Origin of the sequence: Microcoleus sp. CAWBG27 (genome assembly GCF_020883145.1) — a bacterium.
GTDB lineage: Bacteria > Cyanobacteriota > Cyanobacteriia > Cyanobacteriales > Microcoleaceae > Microcoleus.
In genome coordinates, this window is the sequence record NZ_JAHREU010000045.1 from 1 (window position 1) to 22,585 (window position 22,585).

Sequence of the window (22,585 nt, forward strand, 5' to 3'; positions counted from 1 at the left end):
TGCTGCTTGACGAAAGTCCTTTAATCGTTCACTGTTCATTTAAGGAGTGGATAGGTTTTCTTTTTCACCCTCATTCTCTCCTGGCGCGGTGGCTTTAGTTCTTCTTTTGCCACCGTTCTCATCTTTAGTTAGTCTAAACTACAGTACTTTATGTAAATTTTCTATTCCCCTGATACCAATCTAGTACCTCTCTTCTTTGTTCTCTAGTCCCAATTTGATTAAATAGATTCCACACTCCATCATGACCATCTCCCAAACAAGTTATTGTTTCACTCTTGAGTTGGTTATTTACCCACGCCACTAAATCTGCATTATTTTGAAAGAAGGCTGCTCCTACTTGACTATGTACCTTAACTGCCTTATAATTCCTCCAGATACTTTCTTCTCCTAAAGCAGTTCTTAGTCTGACGTCATTGCTGACAAGTTAAGACCTAGTTCCATTTGTCAATCAGTAATATTACTCAAAAAACTGCTGGTTGAGCTGTCGAAATTCGCATCTGATGGGGTGAATGGACATCAATATGACGCTACGGCTCGATCGTAAGTTAGCCAAAATCTCAGTTTTTCACCCAAAATCCGAGTTAATTTTGAGCATAATTACTGATTGACAAATCTATCTCTAGCTTAACTTGTCAGCAATGGTCTGACGTTTCCTCCGTCTATACTCAATGCTTGTACTTTCTCGGTAGTTTGAGGCTCAGGCAATTTGTAACGCTCTAACAGCCGATGTTGTGTACTGTGGGGCACATAAATTCCTGTCAACATTTTGAGATCTCTCTCGGCATTGGCAAAAGATTCATTTCCCACTAATAATAAACAACATTTTTCCAAATTAGGACTTAGACGACTTCCCTTCTTTACTCCCAACCTTTGCGCTTGTTTACTCGATAGAGTTATTTCTCCTACACAACTTTTTATAGTTCTTTTTCTACCAGAACCTTGTCCACCCGCTGAGTTAAAAAAAAACTGCTAATTTCTGGTGCTACTGTTTCAATTAAATGTTCCCCAACTGAGCGATCGCCTCTCGACTCATGCTCCTCTCGGCAATCAAGTGGTTGAGGGCGCCACTTCCTACTTCGCCCCACAGCCAATCCCGGCACTGGGCGTACACCGCAGCCAGTATCCCCCGGCGCATCTCCCACTTCGCTGCTATTTCTATTTCCCTAGGGCTGTGTTCGCGTTCGGGCAGCGCTGCTCCCACCCTCGAAGCTGCTTCCCGCAAAGCTTCTACCCAATCAATGGCGGTGCATGGAAGTGATTGCCGGGTTGCGTCCGCGTAGCGAGTGCGCTAGCGTGGTTCGCATCGTTTCCCAAGAGAATGACTTTGAAACAAGAAGGATGAGAGAAGAACATCCGCTCTTGAGGATCGAACGAGCCTTATCCGAGCTCAAGGACGAGACTGAAGAAAATCAGGTAATGCTGTTGGTAGCACGACATTTGAGAGAATCGCACCGAAAAGTTGGTTGAGGTGTTCAGGTATCGTAATATTCATCTTGCCCGCTTGCGGTGGCAGCAAAAAGCTAGCCGAAAACAACAACACCACTGGGCGCCACAGCTATTTTTGTCGCTATTTTTGCGGGCGATCGCAATTACCTTGTCAAAGCTGCAACTTTTGAAAGCTCGTGTTTGTCCCCGGTAGTTTTGTTACCGAGAAGGCTCCAAGAGTCCAGCATCTGACCGTACAATACGCTTGTTTCCCAAGCGATGCGAGCGTATTCTTTGCCTTGTGCTGAATCTTCATCGCATTGGGGGATGAGATCGATGCCCATTCCCAAGTGAATTTGGTCGATATCTCGGTGCACCGTCCAATAACGGTTGGTTTTAAGTCCCAGACGCTCGAATGCAGGAATTACCGCCGAAAAGAAATCGAAACTCACTCCCTCAGAAATCAGGTTCATAGCGATGACTTGATGTTCGTAGGATTCTCGCAACACCGAACGGAAGCAGTAGGCGCTTACCGATTGGGTTTCTAGGGTAGGAGCTACTGAGTTTGGATTTTCTCCTGGCTGCAAAAATTCGTGTTTGTGCATCCAATCCAACAGCAGCGCAGCGTGGTCTACCTCTTCAGTGGCGTGGTGTGCAAAGCATCCTTGATACCGAAAGTCGCTGCACATCGCATAGCGCATGGCTAGCGATGCGGTAAAGTCGCTGGATTGGTGATAAAGTTGTCTAATCCACCCCCGGACATCATCTTGATGCTCGGATAAGGCTAGTTGTTTGTAAAAAAAACCAGAAAGCAGGCTCTGGCGATATTGCGACCCCAAATTCAACAGCCACTGCATGGAAAGTTCCTCGTTGCTTTGTATGATACACTCTGTTATGGTACACCAGTATTGCATTACCAGTCAATTGGTAAAGTCGAAAATGGTTTTGTCTTTCAATTGTGGTAAGATGTGCTGTAAGTAGGTAAAACTGTTCTTTTACAGTTGTCAAAGCGTGATCGGAAAATTAAATATTTATTTTTCTTAATAAAAAGTAACCGCTAACCCCAATCACTTTTTGATGTTGCCAATTTCAGACCAGTTTAAAAATCAAGATGCGGACTATAGCATTTTGTTAGTAAACAGCCAGAGACAAATTTCCGGGCTGACTCCCAGTTTGCTAAAAATCTGGAATATACCCGAACTTATTATCAGGTCGCTATCCGAGCACCTAGCGTTGCAGTTTGTTGCCGAACAATTCGACAATCCCCAAGTTTTTCTCAAGAACATAACAGAAATTTACGAGCAGACGCAGCTAGAAGTTCACGAAAAAGCTCAACTGAGAAACGGCCATACAATAGAACGCCATTCTAAGCCACTATGGGTTGAGGGAGAGTACGCAGGCAGGCTGTGGATATTTAAAATCCATACAGAAATTAAATAATCCGGACACGAAGCACCGTATAAATTAACATTGGGGATATAGAACGGTCTTTGTGCTGAGTTTTAGAAATTGCTTGAATGTCGAAAAGATTAATTGCTAAAAAAATAGTAAAAAATATGCCAGAGTGTAGGAAAGACTCGTTTTATTCCCTGTGGTTGTGGATGCTGGCGTGTTGCTAACAATTGTCGCTCAAATTACCGAGCAGATTGAGCTTGAGCTATTGCTCCTGCGGGGGAATCTCAAGCCGAACCAGCCGCTACCACTGGGCGTTCGTTTCAGTTTTTAAAGATCGCTCGTTTTTCTCTCCACTCCTTCTAATACCAACATACTGTTGGGTAGGGTAGCAAGTCTAAAGGTTTCACCTTCCAAATTGAAATTATTTTTGAGTTAATAAAAAATGCCATTTAATATTTCTCTTTTAGTTGAGTTGCGGGGTAGAGTGGCTCTCTTCAACTGTTAGTCAAAAAGAGGTGATAATTTTATCCCGCAACCGGACGGGACGGACAACCAGCTTGAAAACCTTTGGAGGCAATATTTAAGGCTAAACGAACTCAACAAATAAATGAAACTACCTCAGCAAAGAACTGTTGGATCGGTCGTTATTTTCGCAGGCTAAGACAACAGACAATAAGGGATTCTGCCGGCCGCCCCCCTGCGATGTCAAAAGAGTGCGATCGTATTGCGTGCCTGCATCCTGGACTGAATATCTCAAATGGGTTCTACGGCAGTACCAGTCAACCAGTGTTATCTGGGAACTTTCGTGTTTCAGTTGTGGTAGGATGTATTGTAAGTAGGTAAAACTGTCTTTCTACAGTTATAAAAGCGTGATAAGAAAATTAAATATTGGAGAAACAAACTAAATATTTATTTTTCTTAATAAAAAGTAACCCCGAACCCCAATCACTTTTTGATGTTGCCAATTTCAGACCAGTTAAAAAATCAAGATGCAAACTCTGGAATTTTGTTAGTAAACAGCCAGAGACAAATTTCAGGGCTGACTCCCAGTTTCTTAAAAATCTGGAACGTACCCGAATTTATTCTCAGGTCGCTATCCGATCGCCTAGCGTTGCAGTTTGTTGCCGAACAATTCGACAATCCCCAAGTTTTTCTCAAGAACGTAACAGAAATTTACAAGCATACTCAGCTAGAATCTCACGAAAAAGTTCAACTGAGGGACGGCCGCATAATCGAACGCTATTCTAAACCGTTGTGGGCTGATGGGGAATACGCCGGGCGTCTGTGGATATGTAAACTTAATTAATGGATAGAAAAGTAACTACATAAAGCGGAGTGTAAACATAAATTTTAAGAGACAGAGCCCTTTTCGTACTGAATTTTAGAAATTGCTTGAATGTCAAAAAGATTAATTACTAAAATAGTCACAAATATGCCAGCTTACATGAAGGACCTCGTTTTACCCCCTATTGTTGTGGATACTGGAGCGCCGCTAACAATTGCGGCTCAAATTACCGAGCAGATTAAGTTATTAATTATACGCGGAAATCTCAAGCCAAATCAGCCGTTACCACCAGTCGTTCATTTAGCAAAGCATTTAGGAGTCAACCACAATACTGTAGCCTTGGTGTATAACGAACTGATTAATTCAGGATATTTGATAGGTCAACGGGGCAAAGGAACTTTTATTGCCGATTCCCAGTTTGTGAAACAAATAATAGCCCGGAAAAGTTTCTACGACTTGCTCAGTCAAGCTTTTCACTCTGCATCTCAAAGTGGGCTGAGCGTGTCGGAGTTTTCAGCAGCGGCTTACGCTCAAGCAGTCCTTGTGGATCGCCATCAAATCAACGTAGCATTTGTGAACTTTTTTCCAGATAGTATCGATATTGGCAGCAGCATTCAATCTGCAACCGGGTTAGCTTTAGAATCAATTGATTGGAACACGTTAAAAAATAAGGAAGCACAATCGGTTCAACAGTTGTTGGCGGCAGATTTGGTGGTAACAACTATTAAAAACTTGTGGGATGTAGCGAAGCTGGCAGAACCCAACAAAGAAGTAATCGGAATTGACGTGCAACCGGATATGCAATTGTTAAGCTGTATTTCACCGCTGCCCCGCAATGCCAAGCTGTTATTCGTATGTAAAGAACAAATTAGCAGCGAAGCGATGAAGGAGATAATCGAGTACAACGTGCATCACGTAGACTCAGAAGCAGTTACCCTCGAAACCGTTCAAAATAATAAATGCGACCTGGATCAATTTGATTTAATAGTGTGTTCGAGTCAAGTAGAGAGTCTGTTGAGTAAATACGTCCCCAAAAACTTGAAAGTAATGACCTTTCGTATCGCCGTAGATCCGATAAACTTGTTGGTACTTCAAGCTCGTTTGGCTGCGGTGGAAATGGAAAAATTAATGTAGTCCGAATCTTTCCAAACTTGTGAAACAACTCGAACTTTTTCCCAAATTCAACTCCAACTATCCTCCTCCGGCATCTCAATTGGCGATGAGCGTTGATGCCCTGCATTCTTGGAAACATCGAATTTTCGAGTGCCAGCAATTTGCTAGCACCGAGCAACCGCAGCAGGGAACTTTATTCGAGTTAACTCCTAATTCCTGCGATTATGATAGCATAGACCCCTTCGCCGCTTATAAAAACCTAGGCAAACCTAGGTAAGCTCTGCGGTATAAGCTTTAAACATTCTTTCTTAGCGCTTGACGCTTCCCCAGTATTGAGGTTGACCAAGAAACTCCAGTTAGAAACACTATAATAATCACAGCGACGTGATATTACAGCGGAATGTTTGATCTTTTTATTCAGTTGGCTCCACTCGCTCTCCTCGTGCTTTTCCGGGTTCACCCCAGAATAGGCGGTTAAGGAGCGAGGTATTTTTTCACTCTTATTCATAGCCCTACGAGCAATTACCAGCGCAGCCGCTTCGTCACTAGCTAATCCATACATTCTCAGGTATTTCATCAAACCGATAATGCTCGAATAAGCTGGATTGACTGCAATTAACTCAATGCCACGATTCGACAAAATAGAACCAAGTTGCTTGTAGAACTCACTATAAGCCCATCCCGACAACATCCGGGCGTATTTTTTACTCTGCTCGGACAGTGAGTGCTTTTTTGCCGAGAAATCAAGTTCCTCACAAACTACGGGACATTCAAATTTCGCAGCTTTTATGGCTAGTTGCAAACAGGCATCAACAATTTGAGCTTGTTGCTTACCAGATGGTAAGCCCATCTGCAAAGGAATCTGCCCTTTAGCTTTGAGATTTCCTTCAGAATCAACATAGGCCCAACCAATAGAATTAAACTCAGCGAGACTGTCACCAACCCCGCTGGTCTTCAAAACCGTGCGTGAAAATTTCTTTTCACACGGCTCCTCAATGTTTTGGTGCTTGTCACGCATACCTCATTACCCATTTGTCCGCGACTTTTTCAAGTCTTTTGGTGGGCTTAGGCTCGGCACTATTGCAGCCGGATTTGTTGCCAAGACTGCCATCTGAGGCGGTCTTTGTGTCGTGGCAATGTCTGTGCAAAAGCTGCCAGTTATCATAGGAATCCTTGCCACCTTGCGATTTGGGAATTCTGTGGTCAGCTTCCATCACATCGTTTTCACGGAAAAACAAGCCGCAGTGGGCGCACTTCCCTTTTTGCCTTTTTAAGAGTTTTGATACCCTAATTGGCATTTCTGGGTTGTTACCCATTCTTGTACTCCAGTAAACTAGGTTTCCGTCGTAGGTCGACGATTCGCCTTTAACTTTTACATGGCGCACTATAGGAGTGTCAGCATGGTTGAGTAACCGAAGAGGGTTTAACCCTTCTTCCCTGGTTGCGAATACCCAGTTATCACCGTCTATGGACTGCCAATATTTCTTTGACACCCATTCCCCGTTCTTTTTCGGGTGACGGCGTTTTGCCCAAGCTTTTAGCTTTTGGTACGTCAGAGCATTGAGTTTTGAGTAAATTTCTTTGCTCACAACTGTTGCATAGTAGTTAGCCCAACCCCGTATTATTGGGTTTAATCGGCTGATTAGCGCCGCTTGCGGTGCTGCCTTATGAGCTTCAATTACACTAGCGATTTGGTCGTAATGTACCTTTTGCTTCTGCTTACTTGGGGTGATGATTGTTTTAAACCCTTGCTTTGAGTGATACTTTCCTACTGGAAATTGTTGTATCATGAAACCTAGGAAATCAAATCCTGGTTTTTCTTGCTCATACGGGTTGAGGGTGTGAGCAAGTCTCGTTTTACTGGGCTTTAATTCCAAACCCATGCCTTTTAACCATTCAGATATAATCTCTTTACATCTTTGGACAACGGTTAAGTTTTCGTGGAGAATCACGAAATCGTCGGCATAACGAATTAAACTTATGCTTCTACGGTTATCCCGTTTACCTAGACCACTTTTAGTGGGAAAGGTATCGGCGTATTGCTTAATTCGTTCTTCCATCCCGTGAAGGGCAATATTTGCCAGTAACGGGGATATTATCCCGCCCTGTGGCGTACCCTCAGATGTTGGAAACAACTGCTTTGAATCCATCACTCCCGCTTTTAACCAGGCTCGAACTTGTCGGCGGATGGTGGGGAATGTATTTAATTTTTTTAGCAGCGCTTCTTGGTCGATGCGGTCAAAACATTTGGCAATATCGGCATCTAGTACGTATTTAGGCTTAAGCCTAATTGCATTAAATATTGCTTCTACCGCATCATGGCATGAGCGTCCGGCTCTGAACCCGTATGAATTCGGTTCAAATCGCGCTTCCCATTCTGGCTCTAGTGCCAGTTTGACAAGTGCTTGCAAGGCTCGGTCTTTCATTGTAGGTATGCCCAAAGGTCGCTTTTCTTCCGTTCCAGGCTTAGGAATCCATACCCGCCTAGTTGGGCTGACCTTTGTACCCAGGTTTAAGTTACCAGTAAGTTCTACACGTTGCTTTGGAGTCAGCGATTTAACGCCATCTACACCTGCCGTCTTTTTCCCCTGGTTATCCTGGGTAACTCTACGAACCGCTAAAGCTCTTGCTGACCATGACTTCATCAGCGTCTTTTGGAGTCTGCGATATGCTTTCACATCACCACGGGCAGAGGCTTGATAAATTCTCTTTTGGAGCTTATACACGCTACGTTCTAGCTTGCGCCAGTTAATAGAGTGCCATTCCACCATCAGTTGTTGAGACTGTGTATTAGACATATATACTCACTACTTGGGACTCTATCATCCAAATCACCGTAAGTCTGTTTGCATATTCTGGGCATTACCCCAGACCTTCGCTTCTGACTTAATCTCCCCTACTCGCTGCATACGGTTAGCACCTACTCAAGTATTCGACCTCCTGAGAGCAGACGAGAGGTTATCTCGTTCCGAATGACCATAGTATGTACCTTTAGAGTGATGCTTTTCGCCAGGTTTATAGGAAGTGCTTGTTGGTCAACCAGGTAATTGCCAACTCCTTATCCTTTGCCTTTTGGCTCCAGCGCATTTAGCCTTATTTCGCTGGTTCATGATAATGACGATTCAAACGCATCTTCAAGCCGTGGCTTTACTCGTGGGTACTTTGCTCGATGGATACCGGATTAGGCTTCCAGTAGTACCACCTTTCATCCCCGCTTCAGGCGTTGATGGCTAGTCTCGAACCTGGGGGATGTGCTTTCACCGCTGCACCTGCGGGGTAGGATTTGAGGTTTCTAGGATACTGACTCTCACCTACATGGTCATTCAGTTGTCAAGGTTCTACCTTGCGGCTAATCCCCCTAACCCTTTTTAGGATTGGTTTCTAGCCAACGATTCGCACACCGGGATTCATGTCGATACCAATGCAACCATACATTCTCTCAAGAGAAACCTGCGACCCGGGATTTGGGGTAAATTGCACGGCGACAACCCACTTGCCATTTTTGCGGTAGAAATGCCAAGTTTTAGCGCCAGATTCTGGTAGTCTGTTGATGCTGCGATTGAAATCACCAATCAGAGAGGATATAGTTTTTCCGAATCGTGACTCTAAGCATTTGGGAACTCGAAAAGTTATTTGATTTCCATCCCACTGACAAACCTGATTGCCAAAAGACTCATCCTTTGAGCCGACAAGCAACATATCGCCATAGGGGATGAATACTTTGACTGGTTTAAGTCTTAAGTGTTTTAGTTTATTAGTTAACAATGTCAGCTTACGCTTTTTATTGTGAATTTGAAAGCGTAAATTCTGCCAGTTTGTGGATTTATATTGCAGCGAGCAAGCTATGGAAAAATTACAGCCTGTTTTTGAGTTAGCCCATTTTTTCTTGGCATAAAACTTACGAGCCAATGCCAACTTACGCTCAGCTTTCTGGAGCCACGCACTAATGGACTTAATCTTGACTTCAAGAGTTTTCAGGTGTAAAATCCTATGTTCTTTTGCGCCGTCTACACGACCCTTCGCAGAACTGATTACACCATTGGCGTGGCGCTTGTTGATGCCGTAGGTTTGCTGTAAGTGCGTGTTCCAATCGGATTTCTTGAACTCTCTATTTGAAAGTAAGCGATCGACTGTTTCAATGCTTGCAGTCCTAAAAATCGGGGCGTAAGCCTCCAAAAACATCTCGAAAGTTGTTTTTCCGAGTTCGTTAAGCTCGTGCACTGGCGTGGGCAAGCCTTTGCAATAAGTTAGGGTAGCCATTGATTCTCCCTTTCAGTGCGGCTCGTTCTTTACTATGTTAGACTATATCGCCTGTATCCCCCATCTGTGGCGATCGACGTTCTATGAATGCCTTCTTTTTCAGGGCGCCATATCGTGTCAAGACGAGCGGGCTTTAAGCGGGAGCGGCTCTGACTAATACTCATCAATTCATCCAGTGATTTACACAGATTTTACTCGCTAAATCATAGGTAAGTCTAGGTAAATTGTTAACAGTCGTTTACCCTTACCAGACAAGCGTTGGATCTGCAAGTTTTTAGACCTGAATCCTTACCTCTGACTTTTCGCTCATCTGACTATATTACCATATTTTTCGGCTCTCACGCTCACTCTTGTTTACCTGAATCCTTACGAAATGAGAATGCAGCAAAGAATATAAACAAAATCGGGATAGGGCATTTCCACGACTATAAACGGACACAGAGAAGATAAGACCACTTGTGGCACATCGGGCGTGAGGTGTCAAGAATCCCCGTGCGTTAACGCTGGGGAGTATGTCAAACTATCAAGATTTTGAGAGTGCAGTGCGCGCGTAGCATTGAAGACTGCAAAACCGCCCAGAAGCGCTAATCCCCTCAGCCGCTTTCGAGATGTTGCACGCGCGAAAAGCAATATATCAGTTGCAGGTAAAATTGAATCCTGTGGGTAGTGCGGGAGTGTTAAAAGCCTTTACCTAACCGATGCTGGCATTCCCGCAAATGAAAGGTATGGGAAACTTGCAGAAATCATATGTAGGGCTTGCAGATGATACCCTCAGCACAATTTTAACTTGACAAACGTAAAATTTATTATTTATACTGCTGTATGAGTATTTTAATACCGCACAAATTGACAAAAACAGTTGCAGCGAACAAACGACCAGTTTTTTGTTTTTTGGGCTTTTATTGACACGCCAAAAAATGTATCGGCTAAAGTTAAATTTCTGCTGAGACCAAATGCGCTAAAAACCAAAGGAAATGCAACCAGCATTTTTGGGGACTCAGTTACAGGCGCAAGCGATACCAACTCTTTGTATTAGTTATAAGTAAAGAAATATCAAGGACGAACTCGATTGAAATCTGTTTCCGAAGTGGTGCATTTTAACCCTTCCAGCAGGTTCTTGAAAGGATGCAGTGTTTTTTTGTGCAGGGGATGGCTGTGCGGCTTGGTTCCGTTTATTGATGGTGCTGGTCGTACAGCAAATAAAATAGAATGAAGCGAATAGGAGAATGAAATACTGAATACAAACATTATCTAGCTCGCTTACCTCGAAAAATACTAAGTTATTCTAATGCTTGAACCCAATTCTCAGTTCCCGAACCCACTCAATAATTGTCCTGAAAAAACTGGGTCTTCAAAGGATAAATTAACAGTAAAAATCTTTAATTTGTTTTTTGAAATAGAGTTTTTCATCAAAGTAGCTGTTGCTTGTACCATAGTCCAGCAGTTAATTTATTGGCTCTCGAACAAATTCCATCTCAACTTTACCGCCGAGGTTTTGCTGTACTGGCTTGTTGGGTCGGTTTCATTCTACAGCATTGGTGTTTTTATAGAAAAAATTATTAAAACTAACGAGACTTGGCGGCAAAGATTCAATGTCAGAATCAAGAAAGTGAAAGAACAACCTTTCCCTGCATTTACTGCTAAAGGAATCCTGGTCGGAGAAATTAAAAGTTTAGCAGCAGCAGCGATTATCCTCTCCCTAGATCCTGAAGTTCATTGAGGAAATAGCTGGCTCTTAAATTTTGAATGGTTCTTGATGAGAATAATTGCTGCGGATTTCTGCTTTTACGTTATTCATTGGCTCTTTCACAAAAAGTTCTTGCAGGAAATACACCTCAAACATCACGAATTCCAGGATTAATCCAGTTTTGTAGCCGGTCATAAAAGCCTGCTTGAATATGCTATCGTCACCATTACAGACGTTTTGCCTGTTTTTGTATTCGGATACGATATTACTCAATTGTGCGCCTGGACTGTTATCGGCAATGCTTACAATTTGGAAGGTCACAGTTCTCTGTCAATATTTTTCATTGACTCGGATTTTCACGATCTCCACCACTCTCGCTTTAAGGGAAACTACGGCATTCAAGGATTTTGGGATCGGATATTCAATACGCTGAACCGTCCCACAAAAAAGCCCGGCATTATGTTTCCTGCGGCTTCTCTGGAAAAGAACTTTCTCAAGCCGTCCTGTAAGAACATTGATGGCGGGAATTGAACCTCGACCCCTGTTGGTATGGCGATCGCCGTACCAAAGCCAAACCCGATCCAGAAACTTTGGCTCGGCGATCGCTCAAGAAGATGAGGTATCAAAGGTCGAAAACCTTGATGTACCTAAAATTTGGCATACCTCACCTATCCCAGAAAGCCTATACCTGACCCGATCGCGTTGACACTTAAGGGTGAGGCAAGAATTCAAACGGAGCGGTCGGTACAAATTGATCGGTGAGGTCGCCGCCCAGCTCCCACTTTTCGATTATTACCGGCTTTTTGGGTTTTTCCGACCATTCGAGAGTATTCACTTCTTCGAGCATATCGATTTTCCGCACTCCCGAACCATCGGCAAGATTTAATTCCTTGAGGTCGATCCAACAGACACTCGCACTGCGGGTGTTTGCATAGTAATAAACGAGGTTCTTGTGGTCGGAAACGGTGTGCCAAAGTGTGGAGGCAAGATTGGGCTTTTCGGGGTCTACGATGAGCCCGATCGGCACGCTGGCATTGCGAATTATGCTAAAGGTGGTTGCAATAGCTGTGCGTACATCGTTGACATTATCGCGCGGGACTGCCGATAGGTAAAACGAGCAACGGGCAAATCGATCGGAGGCGTTGTTAGTGCCCGGCAGCACGATCATGCCATCCTTTTTTTCCCAGTATTCGTTGATTGCCAGTTGTTTGTCGTAGGTCGGAGAATTGGTCATCACGATATAATCTCTACCGTGGTGGATTTGTAGCTTGCCGCCTACGTACTCGAAAATTGCGGAATCGCCAGTTGCGTCGGAAATTGACAGGTGAACTGTACTTTTCTTATTGCTGCCGTCCGGTATGACGGGCGCGTCCACCTCGAACAAATTGTCTGGTTCCATCGCTACAACCGCCTCTTTGACCGTCGCGAAACTATCGAGGAAGTATTGCGCCCATGCCGCAGTTGACATTTTTTTTGTCAATTTTGGTTGCTCTGGCTTTCGTTCGTAGTCAGATTCTACCAGGAACAGCAAATTGGCAACCAAACCCTGAGTGTTGATACCGTCGGTAGTGCAAGCGTCTAAGGCGGAGGTAATTACGCTGCCGTACTTGGATGTCCACGTAAAGGAATGCTCGTATGTTCCCCCCTGGCGCTCCATATTTGCTGGAAATGCCCAAATCTCGCTTTTAAGCGAGGTTGCCCAGTCCATGTTGCGACCGGTCACGACGTTGGGACTAGGCCGGTTCGGGTCATATATTTTTGGATTTATTTGTCCATCTACGTAGAGAATTCTCGTACACATGATTCAGATATCTCCTTTGGAAGTATTGGGTATTGCGTAGTATTGTTCGCAGCTCAATTGCTGTAACTGCCTAAATTAGTATACACCAAAAACAACTTTTAGAGCACTTAATCCGAGGAATTAATTAGCTCGAACCAGACAAGAGTGACGCGCTTTTGACAAGCGAAATTGCGGCTCGTACTATACCAGAAACCTAGCAACAAATGGGGTTATTCAAACTCTGAGAAGTCGGTGTCTTAAAGATTACTATCAATTACAAACAAATTAACCGTTTGGGGAAATTTGTACTGGTTCGTTTGTTTGTCGAAATACTTGGACAGCAAGTTTTGAAACAATAACAATACATCATCTATTTCGTGGTTGAGAACGCACATCTTTAAGTAGACTTCTAGTAGATACCGACGTTCGCAATTGACGGTATGATTGAAGCGGATTGGTATAATTTGATAGTTCAATCCTAACGATTATAGTATTGTTTGGGAATCTTCTGCCGTCATAAAATGCTGGGGATGATTTATAGGTAGTGGGTAATTTTTGAGATAAAAATCATGAATTTCATGATAGAAAGAGTCTTTAGATAGTTGATAAAGCAAAAACTTACCGCCAGGACTGAGTAATTCTAAGCAAGATTGGAATACAGCTCCCATTCGATCTTTATCGACTGTATGCAAAGAATGAATAGACCAAATCAGATCGTAATTTTTCGTTCTTGGGATGATGGAATCAAAATTTTCGACCCCGATAAATATGTTTGGCTCGAACTAAAATGCTCTAACGTATTAAATTTTTGCTGCGCTACTTGCAGGCAAGAAGTTGAAACATCGAGCAGATCTGATGATAGGTGAATATCGCCCGAAATACACCCGTCTAATAAACTCGGAAATTTACCGACTCCGCAGCCTATATCCAGCAGGTTGATTTGAGATTTTCCCAACCCTGCGAAAATATTCTGGAAGGGATATTGTTTGAGCAGTTCTTTGTAGTCTATTTGAGTTATCTCAAACCAGGAATCCAAGTCCCATTTGTCTTTTTGGTAGAAAGTTTCTGCTGTCTGGAAATGATGAACTGTGGATTTCATACGATTGCCTGTTTTATGGATTAACTTGTGTTTTTTCTTTTGGTCGGGTTCCCAATCAAACTGAACGCTCGAAGATAAGCTGTCGCGCATTTAAATTGTATATTCAGGGCGGGCGGGATGCCCACCCCACAAGAGTTTGATTATTTTTTGGCCTACAATTTGAATGCAGAACAGCTTAGTTTAGCGGGTGGCTTGACACAGAAGCAAACCAAACCAATTTTGCGGGTCGGTAAAGCTTTTTAAAGTTTTCAGCCCTTTAGAGTCTAGTTCTTTTTCCACAGTCTCTAAGTCAAACTTGCGAGAAATTTCAGTAAGGAGTGTTTCCCCGGTTTTCCAGGTAACATTCAAGCCGAGACTCTCTAAATTCACTAGATGACTCGCGCAGCAGTGCAAGTACATTTCAATTTGATTTTCATTTGGATTGTAGATAGCTTGATGGGCGAACAAACCCGTATCAAAATTGCCTTGAAAGCGCCAATTTAAATGGTCGAGCATATTTAAGTTAAAAGCAGCCGTAACGCCTTGAGAGTCGTTATAAGCTGCTTCTAAGATATGTTGGGGTTTTTGCAAGTCAATGCCGATTAAAAAGTAATCTCCGGGTGTGAGTACATCGGTGATTTGGTTCAAAAAAATATCACATTCGGCCGGGGTGAAATTCCCCATCGAACTGCCCAAGAAGAAAACCATCCGCGATGACCTCGATGTAGGCATTAATTGAGCGAGGGCTTGTTCGTAAGTTCCTATCAATCCTTGAACGTGCAGGGTCGGATATTCCACTTGCAATTGAAGGGCGCTCTCTTTGAGAATGCTGGCGCTCACATCAACAGGCACGTACTTACAGGCATATTTTAGAGCTTGGTAAGCATCTAGCAAAAGGCGAGTTTTCGTAGAACTGCCACTGCCCAATTCTATTAGTTCGCAAGCACCTGTTATCCGCGCGATTTCACCGGCATATTGGCGCAGAATCGAAGCTTCAGTGCGAGTCGGATAATATTCGGGCAATTCACAAATTTGCTCGAATAGCTGAGAACCGCGACTGTCGTAAAAATATTTAGCAGGTAAAGTTTTTTGGTTTTTGCTCAATCCTTGAATGACATCTTCACCATCATTTTTAAGAGCGGAGTGGCAATCTAGAAGAGTTGTTAGAGTTGTTAAAGAAGCGGCTGACATTTGGCTTTCCTCGACTTGCGTGCAATTAATTTAACAGGATATCCCCGCGGCAGTTAGTTGGATGGGCGGGATGTCTTTTTCTCCAAATCTTTACATATTGATATGTTTGAGGTATCCGCTCAATAACTCGGGGTAGACTACTGCTTTTGGAACGATTTTGCGATGTTTGACGCTCATCATTGAGCGATTTACCCCGATTTATTGAGCGGATACTGTTTGAGTTAACAGAAACGTTCAATTGTTCGTTGCTTGGAAGCTTCGTTTGTACTTGTCCGGCTCCGTTTGCAGTTCCACGTGCAGGAAATCTATTCCTTCTTTTTCGAGCAGTTCTAATATAGCGAGATTTAAGTTTTTCTCAGCATTAAAGTAGAAATTATCGTCATTGACGAATGCCATAATTTCAATAACCCGGGCATTTTGGTCGATTTGTTTGAACCGCACCGTACAGGATGGAGACAAACCTTGAATGTACTTCGGCAATTCTTCAAGCTTTTCACAAATCCGAGCCGTTTGCCCCGCCGAAATGCCATCTATTTTGAGAGTTAAGACTAAGCCCCATTTTAATTCTTTACCCGGATTTTGCGACCAGTTTTCGACAATTCCAGAAATCATTTTGGAATTGGGCATTTTGATGATCGAACCCCACTTAGTTACGTGTAGAGTTGTAGTTCTGAATCCGATGTTGAGTATTTGCACGAAACCCTCGACCCCGGATATTCCCACCCAGTCACCTTCTCGATAGAGGTTGTCGGAGTAAATAATCAGGGTGCAGAACCAATCGTAAACAATATCTTTCAGCAGCAAACCAAAAGTGATACCGGCACCGCCCAATAGCCCCACCAATGCAGCAGCAGATTGTCCTAAAAATGCCTCGCTGATCTTGATGATAAAGACAATAATTGCTGCTGATTGAAAAATCTTGGGCATTAAAGGTCTGAGCAATTCATCGAGCTCTGTTTCGGTGTGCAGCACTAAGTTGGCTATAATCTGACCGAAAATAGAAGAGCATCGGTAAATAACATAGGCAACTATGAAAATCACTGTATAGTTGAGCAGGCTACCGATTGTTTGATTTAGTTGAGAACCTAAGTTATCTGCCAGAATTTCTTTACTCAGCCAAAATCCACCTATGAGAATCAGCCAACTTAAAGCAGGCTTGATAATTGTAATCAACTCATCATCAAGTGTTGTTTTAGTTTTGCTAGTAAAACTCTCAATAGTTTTAACAATTACTGCCACAAAAAATCGCCTTAGTGTCTGTGTCAAGGTTAGGACAATGAGCACAATAGCGATTCTAGCAATCGGTATGCCGGAGTAATTGATATTTTTTAACGTATCCCAAACTGCTTCCATAGGTTAATCAACGGGTAATTAAGTTTTTTTAGTTGACTGATGAACTATTTTGAAAATCAGAGAGAGGAGGGAAAAACACCATCCTCTCCCTGGTTGGGTGGAACTCCTTACTTTGCCGCTCGCGTTTTAGTCTAGATATCGGTGGGTTTGGTGGCGGGTGCGCCTCGGCTTAACTCTGTCTTCTGGGGAGGCCATTTGAAGGCAGTCGGCATAGTTCCCAGGCGATTCATAGCATCTTGCAATTGCTGCTCCAAATCCCACTGCTGCTTGTTAATCTCGGGATCGGGATTGCCAGCTAGGTTGTTGTCCTCGTAAGGATCTGCTTCTAGGTTATAGAGTTCCCAATCGCCTTCGGCACCCTCAGCCTTCTCCGAGTCTGTTTCGTTGAAGTAGACCGAGTATTTCCACTTGTCCGTGCGAATCGTCCGAACTATGCTGGGGTACAGAATCCTCTGTTTCGGTTTATCTTCTGGAGGGGGTATAACCGCTGGATTGTCGTCGTATGTGAAGTGGACGGATTTCTGGACAAAGGAGGCTGGATTGTTGAGGATCGGCGACAAATCTTGCCCGTAAAAAATCGTCGGGTTGGCTGTTGCTGGAACCGCTTCAGCCGGTTTGTGCCACTCGACACCGAGCAGCGAGGCGATCGTCGGAGTCAAATCCACACTGCTGGCAAGGGATTGGGTAGTCTGTGCTGTAGGCCAGGCTACGGGGTTGGAGAACACGAACGGTATGCGAATGCTCTCTTCATAGGCGTTAAAGAATTTCTCAACGAGACCGTGGCTCATGGCCATCTCACCGTGGTCGGCGAAGCGGATAATCAGGGTATTGTCGATCAGATTCTGCTTCGCCAGACCGTCCAGGAGTTGCTCGATCTGTTTGTCTACCAAAATCTGGAGATAGGCGTAGAAGTTGACGTAATCCTGGGGTCTGTGCTTGGGGGGCATCTTGGAACCAGGCTTAGCGAAAGTCCACCAACTCGCTGAGGCTTGGGCACGGGGTTTGTTCTCTTTATCCAGATCCTGCTTGTAGTTAGGTGGCAAACCTACAGGCACTTTAGTGAGCGCCGCACTCCCGTATCCCGAGCCGCCCAGCCCTCTGAACGCTGCAAACCCGTCGTGAGGATTGACAAAAGACGCAACCAGGCAAAACGGATCGAGAGCGTTCTCGTCCTGTCGTTCGATGAACTCGAGCATATCTGCGAGGTAACGGCTGTCGTTATCTGCCTCGCCGCCGCCTAGGGTATTGTAGTCGCTGATGGTGATGCCTGCGTCGGGGTCGTCCCACTCTGTGAATCCAGCTTCTATGGGGCTAGTATCAATTTCTCCAAGGTGCCATTTGCCCAGCCAAGCGCGCGTTTTGTAGCCAGCCTTCTCTAGGACGTGGGCGAGGTTGGGCAGCTTCGTGTTCAAAGGCTCCTTCGGCTGTAGCTGACCAGTATCCGTTGTTTTGTGCTTGGCGGGATACTGGCTGGTCAAGAAAGTCGCGCGGCTGGGGGCGCAGGCGGAAGCGGCGGTGAATGCCCGCTCGAAACTCAAACCATTGCTCATCAACTGCTTCAGCGCGGGGAGCCTGTAGGCAAAGTCCCGCGGATAGTGCTGCAAGGCGCGCTGTTGGTCGGTGATGATGATAACGATGTTGGGCTTTTTGTACTTTGCGAAAAGATCCTCGATTGCCATTTTTTGCTATGAAGTAAAGAAGTAAATAGGTTTGGGGGTGCCGTGCAGAAGTGGTAAGAACTGAAGCCAGCTATAAGTTATAGAGGGAAAATATCAGAAATATTTGGCCATCTCAAGCTTTGAGTCCACCCACTTGTCGATCGGGTGGCGCTACACAAGGAAGAAAATCGCCATCGGTTTTTTCCGACTCGCTTTAATTACCCAGGATTGGGGTTAAATCAGCCGTTTTCTGGAAAAATAGTTAGATTTGACTGGTTGTTCGCTTCAAAAGATAGATTACTTGAATTTGCGCCTAAAAAAACTTTTTAGCTAAAAAGTTTTGTTAACTTTTGTTTCCGGCTTGCAGTCATCTTTTTTCTTGTTTATTTGGTGTATTAATTTATACGGCTTCAAGCACAGAACTATGATGAGAACTAGCTTCCAGCCTTTGCTGGCGCTATTGCTCTCTGGCGCCTGCCGTCTTGCAAGCAAGCATCAACCCACAACGCTCGCGATCGACCTTCTTTCACCTGCGGGCTTCCTGATGGTGGTCTGTGAGGAGAATTCTGATGTCGCTCAGCAGGTATGCTATATTAGCTGAGTTCGTTAAACAGTGGATTTTTGGGTTGGGCTTTCAACTTTAATCCCGATCCGACAACTTGCCAGTTCTTGATTGGTAGCAGTCGCAAGCAGCTAAAAATCTGTAGCAATCCTTGCAGGAGTCGTAAATTTTTTCCGGCACCCAACCCTCTCCTTAGCAAAAGGAGGGAGTAAGAAATTCACAAATGATTTAGGATTGCTATATCAACTGATGCAACTAATACAAAATTAAGAGTCAAACTGTTACCAACCAATACTGAAGAATCTAATCTCGATTCACCCAATCTAGTAACTTCTCGATTCACCCAATCTAGTAATATTTGTCTTTGGAGCAAAATATGTCTTTTTCCAGGCAACAAATCATTGAAACGCTATACCGTTTAGTCACTTTTTTAGCGACGGTTCCTTTGGCTCGCAGGTTGATTGTATCTAATAAATACGAATATGACTATACAGTTTTAGCTCCTCTAGCTATGACTGAGGTGCCACTTAGTCCCATCGGCAACCTGCCTAGACTGCCTAACGCCGATGAACTTCCCAGCCTGAAATGGGTGAGTTTAGTGTTGAGTACGCTGAGTATTTTGAACGAGGCTGAAAAGTCGGCTAATCTTCTCAAAAGCTCGCTGTCAAACGAAGGTGAAATTAATTCGTTAGAGTCGAGCAAAAGTGAAATTGATTCTTTAGAGTCGATAGAGCAAGAAATAAGGACAGCCCAGGGACAAGCAGAGTTAACTAATGCTGTTTTAAAACTAGAATCAGTCTTGGAGCGAAAAGTATCCCCCAAGCTTAAAAGTAGCATTCCCTTGACGGGGGATTTCAGTGAAGCTGAAAATGTATTCGATCGAATCGATCGAGAAATACAAGCTGAACTTAGCCGAAGCTTAGAAATGAAATCCGCACGAAATCTAAAAAGCGAGCAACTTGATGAAGTTGACCGAGTTGATGAAACTGAGGAAGTCGCTCGATTCGAGGAAGTTGAGGAAGTTGGGGAAGTTGACAGAGAATTATACAAGCACCTTCAAGGAATTGCTAGATGTTTGGGAGAAGAATTGATTAACCAGGAAGCTGATTTTTCAGAGTTCCTTTTACGCGGTACTGTCAATCCTACTCTTGAAGACTACGAAAACTTACTCAATCCGTTAACAATCAGACCCGCAACTGTTGGAAATTTCCAACAAGATGCAGTTTTTGCTTATATGCAAGTAGCAGGGCCAAACCCTGTAATGCTCAATCAAATCCAAGAACTAGACGAGCGCCTGTTAATTACCAGCGAACAATACGGAGAGATTCTGCATGAAGATAATCTAGAAGCAGCACTGCAATCCGGGCGACTTTATCTGGCAGATTATTCCAAGCTCGATAGTTTAGTCAATAGCGATATTGGTGGGCTTCCCAAGTATATGTATGCTCCGATCGCATTATTTGCAGTACCGCCCGAACAGTATCAAGATCGAAATTTACGACCAATAGCAATTCGCTGCCAGCCAGTTCCGGGGGATAACAATCCTATATTTACGCCCCTAGATGGCGACAACTGGATGACAGCTAAAACCGTCGTGCAAATGGCAGATAGCAATTACCACGAGCTGATATCTCACCTAGCTCAGACTCACTTATTTATTGAGCCTTTTGTTCTGGCAACTAATCGCTGCTTTACCGATAATAGTCATCCTGTAATGGTTTTGTTGAAACCTCACTTGCAAGGTACTATCTTGATTAATTACGGGGCGCATAAGAATTTATTAGCACCAGAAGGGCCTATAGACTTGTTATTGAGTGCCACTATAGACAGTAACGGCCAGCTAGCCATCAAAGAAGCGATGAGCCACTTAGCTAACTTTAATGAAGTTGCCTTCCCCCGAACTTTAGAAAAACGCGGTGTCAATAATTCCCAGCAATTACCGATTTATCCTTATCGAGATGACGGACAACTAATTTGGGATGCCATTCATCAGTGGGTGGGCGAATACCTGCGCCTGCACTATTCTAGCGATGAGTCCGTAGTTGTCGATCGACAACTGCAAAATTGGGCTGGTGAATTGTTTGCTAAAGGACACTGCTATATTGGCGAAAATGCTGACGGTCGGATTGCAAGCTTAGATTATTTAGTAGAGGCCATCTCTACGGTTATCTTTGCAGCTAGCGCCCAACACGCTGCTGTTAACTTTCCGCAAAGCGGTTTGATGACTTACGCACCAGCATTTCCTTTGGGTTGCTATTCTCCAGCACCTACCAACCCCGCACAGCAGCAAAATTTCATGGGTTCGCTACCGCCACTAGAGCGAGCATTACTCCAAATAGAAGTGCTTTTTTTGCTGGGTTCAGTTTACTATACGAACCTGCTCGATTACCCCGGTTCATCTTTTGTCGAGCCACAATTGAAAAGAGCTTTCGAGAAATTCAAGGTAAACCTGAATGACATCGAAGCAAAAATTCTCGAAGCCGATGCCCAAAGGCTGGTGTCTTATCGATTTTTGCAGCCTTCAAAAATTCCTCTCAGCATCAATATTTAACTCATACACAGCTTGAGGAGTGATGCTATTTGATGCGGTGCAACTGATAAATAGGGTAGCAAGCGGTTGCCAAATTTATCAGTTGCGCTACCAAACAAAGGGGTATCGCTATTTTTTAACTTATTGCTTCAGTTATCCAAACTGCCAAATTGCCAACTCTCCACCCACATTTAACTGTGCATTATCACCGAAAGTGAACTTTCTTTCCTGATGAGCTATCGCCTTCATCGTGCAAACAACCTTGCGAATTCGATAACTTGGAGCAACTGTCTGAGATACTTGTAAAGTAAAACCATGAGAACGATAGGTAGTAATATCTCCTGAGCAAGATGAGTGATAGCCAAAGACTCGAAGTAGTAATGCTAGTTCCTCGTGTTCCGCTAAAGTCAATTCAAGATGAACTTCTGAAATGTCGTCAAATAAAGAAGTTTCGGAGGTAGCAAGGTTTTTTAGATAAGCAGCACGGTCAAAGCAACCAGCACTGGTAAGTTGGATGTTTTTATAATCTAAATAATCCTGATGGAATTCCATCAACCACGCACTGAAGGCTTCTCTTTCTGATTTGAGCGCCAAATAATGAAACCAGGGTACTTTTCCATCTTCGGTTTGACGAATTTGCAAATCAGAAAACGTTTCTTGAGCTACTAAGGATTTTAGCTTTTCATCTACAATATCAATCTGTCCGGCTTGTTTACTATTGAAACCAATACCCGAAAAACCTTCCCTAAACCCTTCAGCACCCCCCGGAGCAAAAAGCTCAAGATAGCTATGTTTCCCTCTGAGATAGGTTCCCGCCCAACTCTCTGTATCAGTTTCTACAGTATCTCTGGATATTGTGCAGAATTCTTGGCTGATGAACTCTGATTTGGCTATTGACTCTAGCGTTTCTGTGTCGAGAGTAATATATAAATGGTTAAATTCTATTCCCATGTTTTTACTTCTTGAGCCTTAGCAATACAAATTGTGGAACAGACAAGATGCCTGTTCATAAAAACTCTTTAGCTTAAGTCGCGGAAAGGTATTAGGATTATTTGTGAACATAGGTGTCAACTTAAGACTGAAACCCTTGATAAATCTAGTTCACAGCCGAGTCTAGATCCCCGTAAATCCCCCTTAAGAAGGGGAGTAGGGGTTGACTTCGATCGGACTCTTGTCCCCCCCTTCTGAAGGGGGGCTAGGGAGGATCTCGCCTTAATAGTCAAACAGCAGTCTCTAACTGGGTTAGACGTTAAGTTGACACCAATGAT

The 22,585-nt window shown here is 43.8% G+C and carries 22 protein-coding genes; 9 read left to right on the plus strand and 13 right to left on the minus strand.

Annotated elements, in window-relative coordinates:
- Positions 1-624: 624 nt before the first annotated feature.
- Complete coding sequence (locus QZ938_RS21880) at positions 625-765, minus strand: hypothetical protein (RefSeq protein WP_293363358.1); 141 nt, start codon at positions 763-765, stop codon at positions 625-627.
- A gap of 229 nt (positions 766-994) precedes the next feature.
- Entirely contained in the window at positions 995-1,222 is a 228-nt protein-coding gene (locus QZ938_RS21885; protein WP_293353315.1) for a hypothetical protein, read from the minus strand.
- A gap of 26 nt (positions 1,223-1,248) precedes the next feature.
- Between QZ938_RS21885 and QZ938_RS21890 the strand changes: the two genes are divergently transcribed.
- Complete coding sequence (locus tag QZ938_RS21890) at positions 1,249-1,467, plus strand: hypothetical protein (RefSeq protein WP_293353313.1); 219 nt, start codon at positions 1,249-1,251, stop codon at positions 1,465-1,467.
- A gap of 122 nt (positions 1,468-1,589) precedes the next feature.
- Here QZ938_RS21890 and QZ938_RS21895 read toward each other — a convergent pair whose 3' ends face one another.
- Entirely contained in the window at positions 1,590-2,282 is a 693-nt protein-coding gene (locus tag QZ938_RS21895; protein WP_293353311.1) for an iron-containing redox enzyme family protein, read from the minus strand.
- 220 nt (positions 2,283-2,502) lie between these two features.
- Here QZ938_RS21895 and QZ938_RS21900 point away from each other — a divergent pair, with 220 nt between their 5' ends.
- The 4 genes from QZ938_RS21900 to QZ938_RS21915 all read left to right on the plus strand — a co-directional run bounded on the left by QZ938_RS21900 (position 2,503) and on the right by QZ938_RS21915 (position 5,495).
- The gene (locus QZ938_RS21900; RefSeq protein ID WP_293353309.1) at positions 2,503-2,865 is read left to right on the plus strand and encodes a hypothetical protein; all 363 of its coding nucleotides are present in this window, start codon (positions 2,503-2,505) and stop codon (positions 2,863-2,865) included.
- 910 nt (positions 2,866-3,775) lie between these two features.
- Positions 3,776-4,126: a hypothetical protein gene (locus tag QZ938_RS21905; RefSeq protein ID WP_293353307.1), complete on the plus strand. Its 351-nt coding sequence runs from the start codon at positions 3,776-3,778 to the stop codon at positions 4,124-4,126.
- A gap of 90 nt (positions 4,127-4,216) precedes the next feature.
- Positions 4,217-5,239 carry a GntR family transcriptional regulator gene (locus QZ938_RS21910; RefSeq protein WP_293353305.1) on the plus strand — a complete coding sequence of 341 codons (1,023 nt, stop codon included), beginning with the start codon at positions 4,217-4,219 and terminating at the stop codon, positions 5,237-5,239.
- A 19-nt stretch (positions 5,240-5,258) separates the two neighbouring features.
- Positions 5,259-5,495 (plus strand): hypothetical protein, encoded by a 237-nt coding sequence (locus QZ938_RS21915; protein WP_293353303.1) that lies wholly within the window; start codon positions 5,259-5,261, stop codon positions 5,493-5,495.
- Here the strand turns inward: QZ938_RS21915 and QZ938_RS21920 are convergent.
- From QZ938_RS21920 to QZ938_RS21930, 3 genes are all read right to left on the minus strand, one after another.
- A complete protein-coding gene (locus QZ938_RS21920) occupies positions 5,478-6,236 on the minus strand; it encodes a hypothetical protein (protein ID WP_363318876.1) in 759 nt (252 codons plus the stop codon). The genes QZ938_RS21915 and QZ938_RS21920 overlap by 18 nt on opposite strands.
- The gene (ltrA, locus tag QZ938_RS21925) at positions 6,229-8,016 is read right to left on the minus strand and encodes a group II intron reverse transcriptase/maturase (RefSeq protein ID WP_293353301.1); all 1,788 of its coding nucleotides are present in this window, start codon (positions 8,014-8,016) and stop codon (positions 6,229-6,231) included. Before ltrA ends, QZ938_RS21920 begins: the two co-directional genes overlap by 8 nt.
- A gap of 583 nt (positions 8,017-8,599) precedes the next feature.
- On the minus strand, positions 8,600-9,478 hold the full coding sequence (locus QZ938_RS21930) for a hypothetical protein (protein ID WP_293353299.1): 879 nt from the start codon (positions 9,476-9,478) through the stop codon (positions 8,600-8,602).
- Between the two features lie 1,288 nt (positions 9,479-10,766).
- Between QZ938_RS21930 and QZ938_RS21935 the strand changes: the two genes are divergently transcribed.
- The gene (locus QZ938_RS21935; RefSeq protein ID WP_293149392.1) at positions 10,767-11,198 is read left to right on the plus strand and encodes a hypothetical protein; all 432 of its coding nucleotides are present in this window, start codon (positions 10,767-10,769) and stop codon (positions 11,196-11,198) included.
- A 15-nt stretch (positions 11,199-11,213) separates the two neighbouring features.
- On the opposite strand, the gene QZ938_RS21940 is transcribed toward QZ938_RS21935, so the two are convergent.
- Positions 11,214-11,360 (minus strand): hypothetical protein, encoded by a 147-nt coding sequence (locus QZ938_RS21940; protein WP_293149394.1) that lies wholly within the window; start codon positions 11,358-11,360, stop codon positions 11,214-11,216.
- 42 nt (positions 11,361-11,402) lie between these two features.
- On the opposite strand from QZ938_RS21940, the gene QZ938_RS21945 reads away from it, so the two are divergent.
- Together QZ938_RS21945 and QZ938_RS21950 are read left to right on the plus strand one after the other, a co-directional pair.
- On the plus strand, positions 11,403-11,696 hold the full coding sequence (locus QZ938_RS21945) for a sterol desaturase family protein (protein ID WP_293343296.1): 294 nt from the start codon (positions 11,403-11,405) through the stop codon (positions 11,694-11,696).
- Complete coding sequence (locus QZ938_RS21950) at positions 11,693-11,857, plus strand: hypothetical protein (RefSeq protein ID WP_293343293.1); 165 nt, start codon at positions 11,693-11,695, stop codon at positions 11,855-11,857. Before QZ938_RS21945 ends, QZ938_RS21950 begins: the two co-directional genes overlap by 4 nt.
- A 17-nt stretch (positions 11,858-11,874) precedes the next feature.
- Here QZ938_RS21950 and QZ938_RS21955 read toward each other — a convergent pair whose 3' ends face one another.
- From QZ938_RS21955 to QZ938_RS21975, 5 genes are all read right to left on the minus strand, one after another.
- Positions 11,875-12,966, minus strand: a complete 1,092-nt coding sequence (locus QZ938_RS21955; RefSeq protein ID WP_293353297.1) for a linear amide C-N hydrolase — start codon at positions 12,964-12,966, stop codon at positions 11,875-11,877.
- Positions 12,967-13,654: 688 nt separating this feature from the next.
- Positions 13,655-14,044 (minus strand): hypothetical protein, encoded by a 390-nt coding sequence (locus QZ938_RS21960; protein ID WP_293353295.1) that lies wholly within the window; start codon positions 14,042-14,044, stop codon positions 13,655-13,657.
- Positions 14,045-14,224: 180 nt separating this feature from the next.
- Positions 14,225-15,214 (minus strand): L-histidine N(alpha)-methyltransferase, encoded by a 990-nt coding sequence (gene egtD / locus QZ938_RS21965; RefSeq protein WP_293353293.1) that lies wholly within the window; start codon positions 15,212-15,214, stop codon positions 14,225-14,227.
- A gap of 234 nt (positions 15,215-15,448) precedes the next feature.
- Entirely contained in the window at positions 15,449-16,453 is a 1,005-nt protein-coding gene (locus tag QZ938_RS21970) for a mechanosensitive ion channel domain-containing protein (protein WP_293149404.1), read from the minus strand.
- Positions 16,454-16,698: 245 nt separating this feature from the next.
- Positions 16,699-18,246: a sulfatase-like hydrolase/transferase gene (locus QZ938_RS21975; protein WP_293353291.1), complete on the minus strand. Its 1,548-nt coding sequence runs from the start codon at positions 18,244-18,246 to the stop codon at positions 16,699-16,701.
- Between the two features lie 917 nt (positions 18,247-19,163).
- On the opposite strand from QZ938_RS21975, the gene QZ938_RS21980 reads away from it, so the two are divergent.
- Positions 19,164-21,338 (plus strand): lipoxygenase family protein, encoded by a 2,175-nt coding sequence (locus QZ938_RS21980; protein WP_293353289.1) that lies wholly within the window; start codon positions 19,164-19,166, stop codon positions 21,336-21,338.
- 132 nt (positions 21,339-21,470) lie between these two features.
- Here QZ938_RS21980 and QZ938_RS21985 read toward each other — a convergent pair whose 3' ends face one another.
- Complete coding sequence (locus tag QZ938_RS21985; protein ID WP_293149410.1) at positions 21,471-22,268, minus strand: DUF5829 family protein; 798 nt, start codon at positions 22,266-22,268, stop codon at positions 21,471-21,473.
- Between the last annotated feature and the right edge of the window lie 317 nt (positions 22,269-22,585).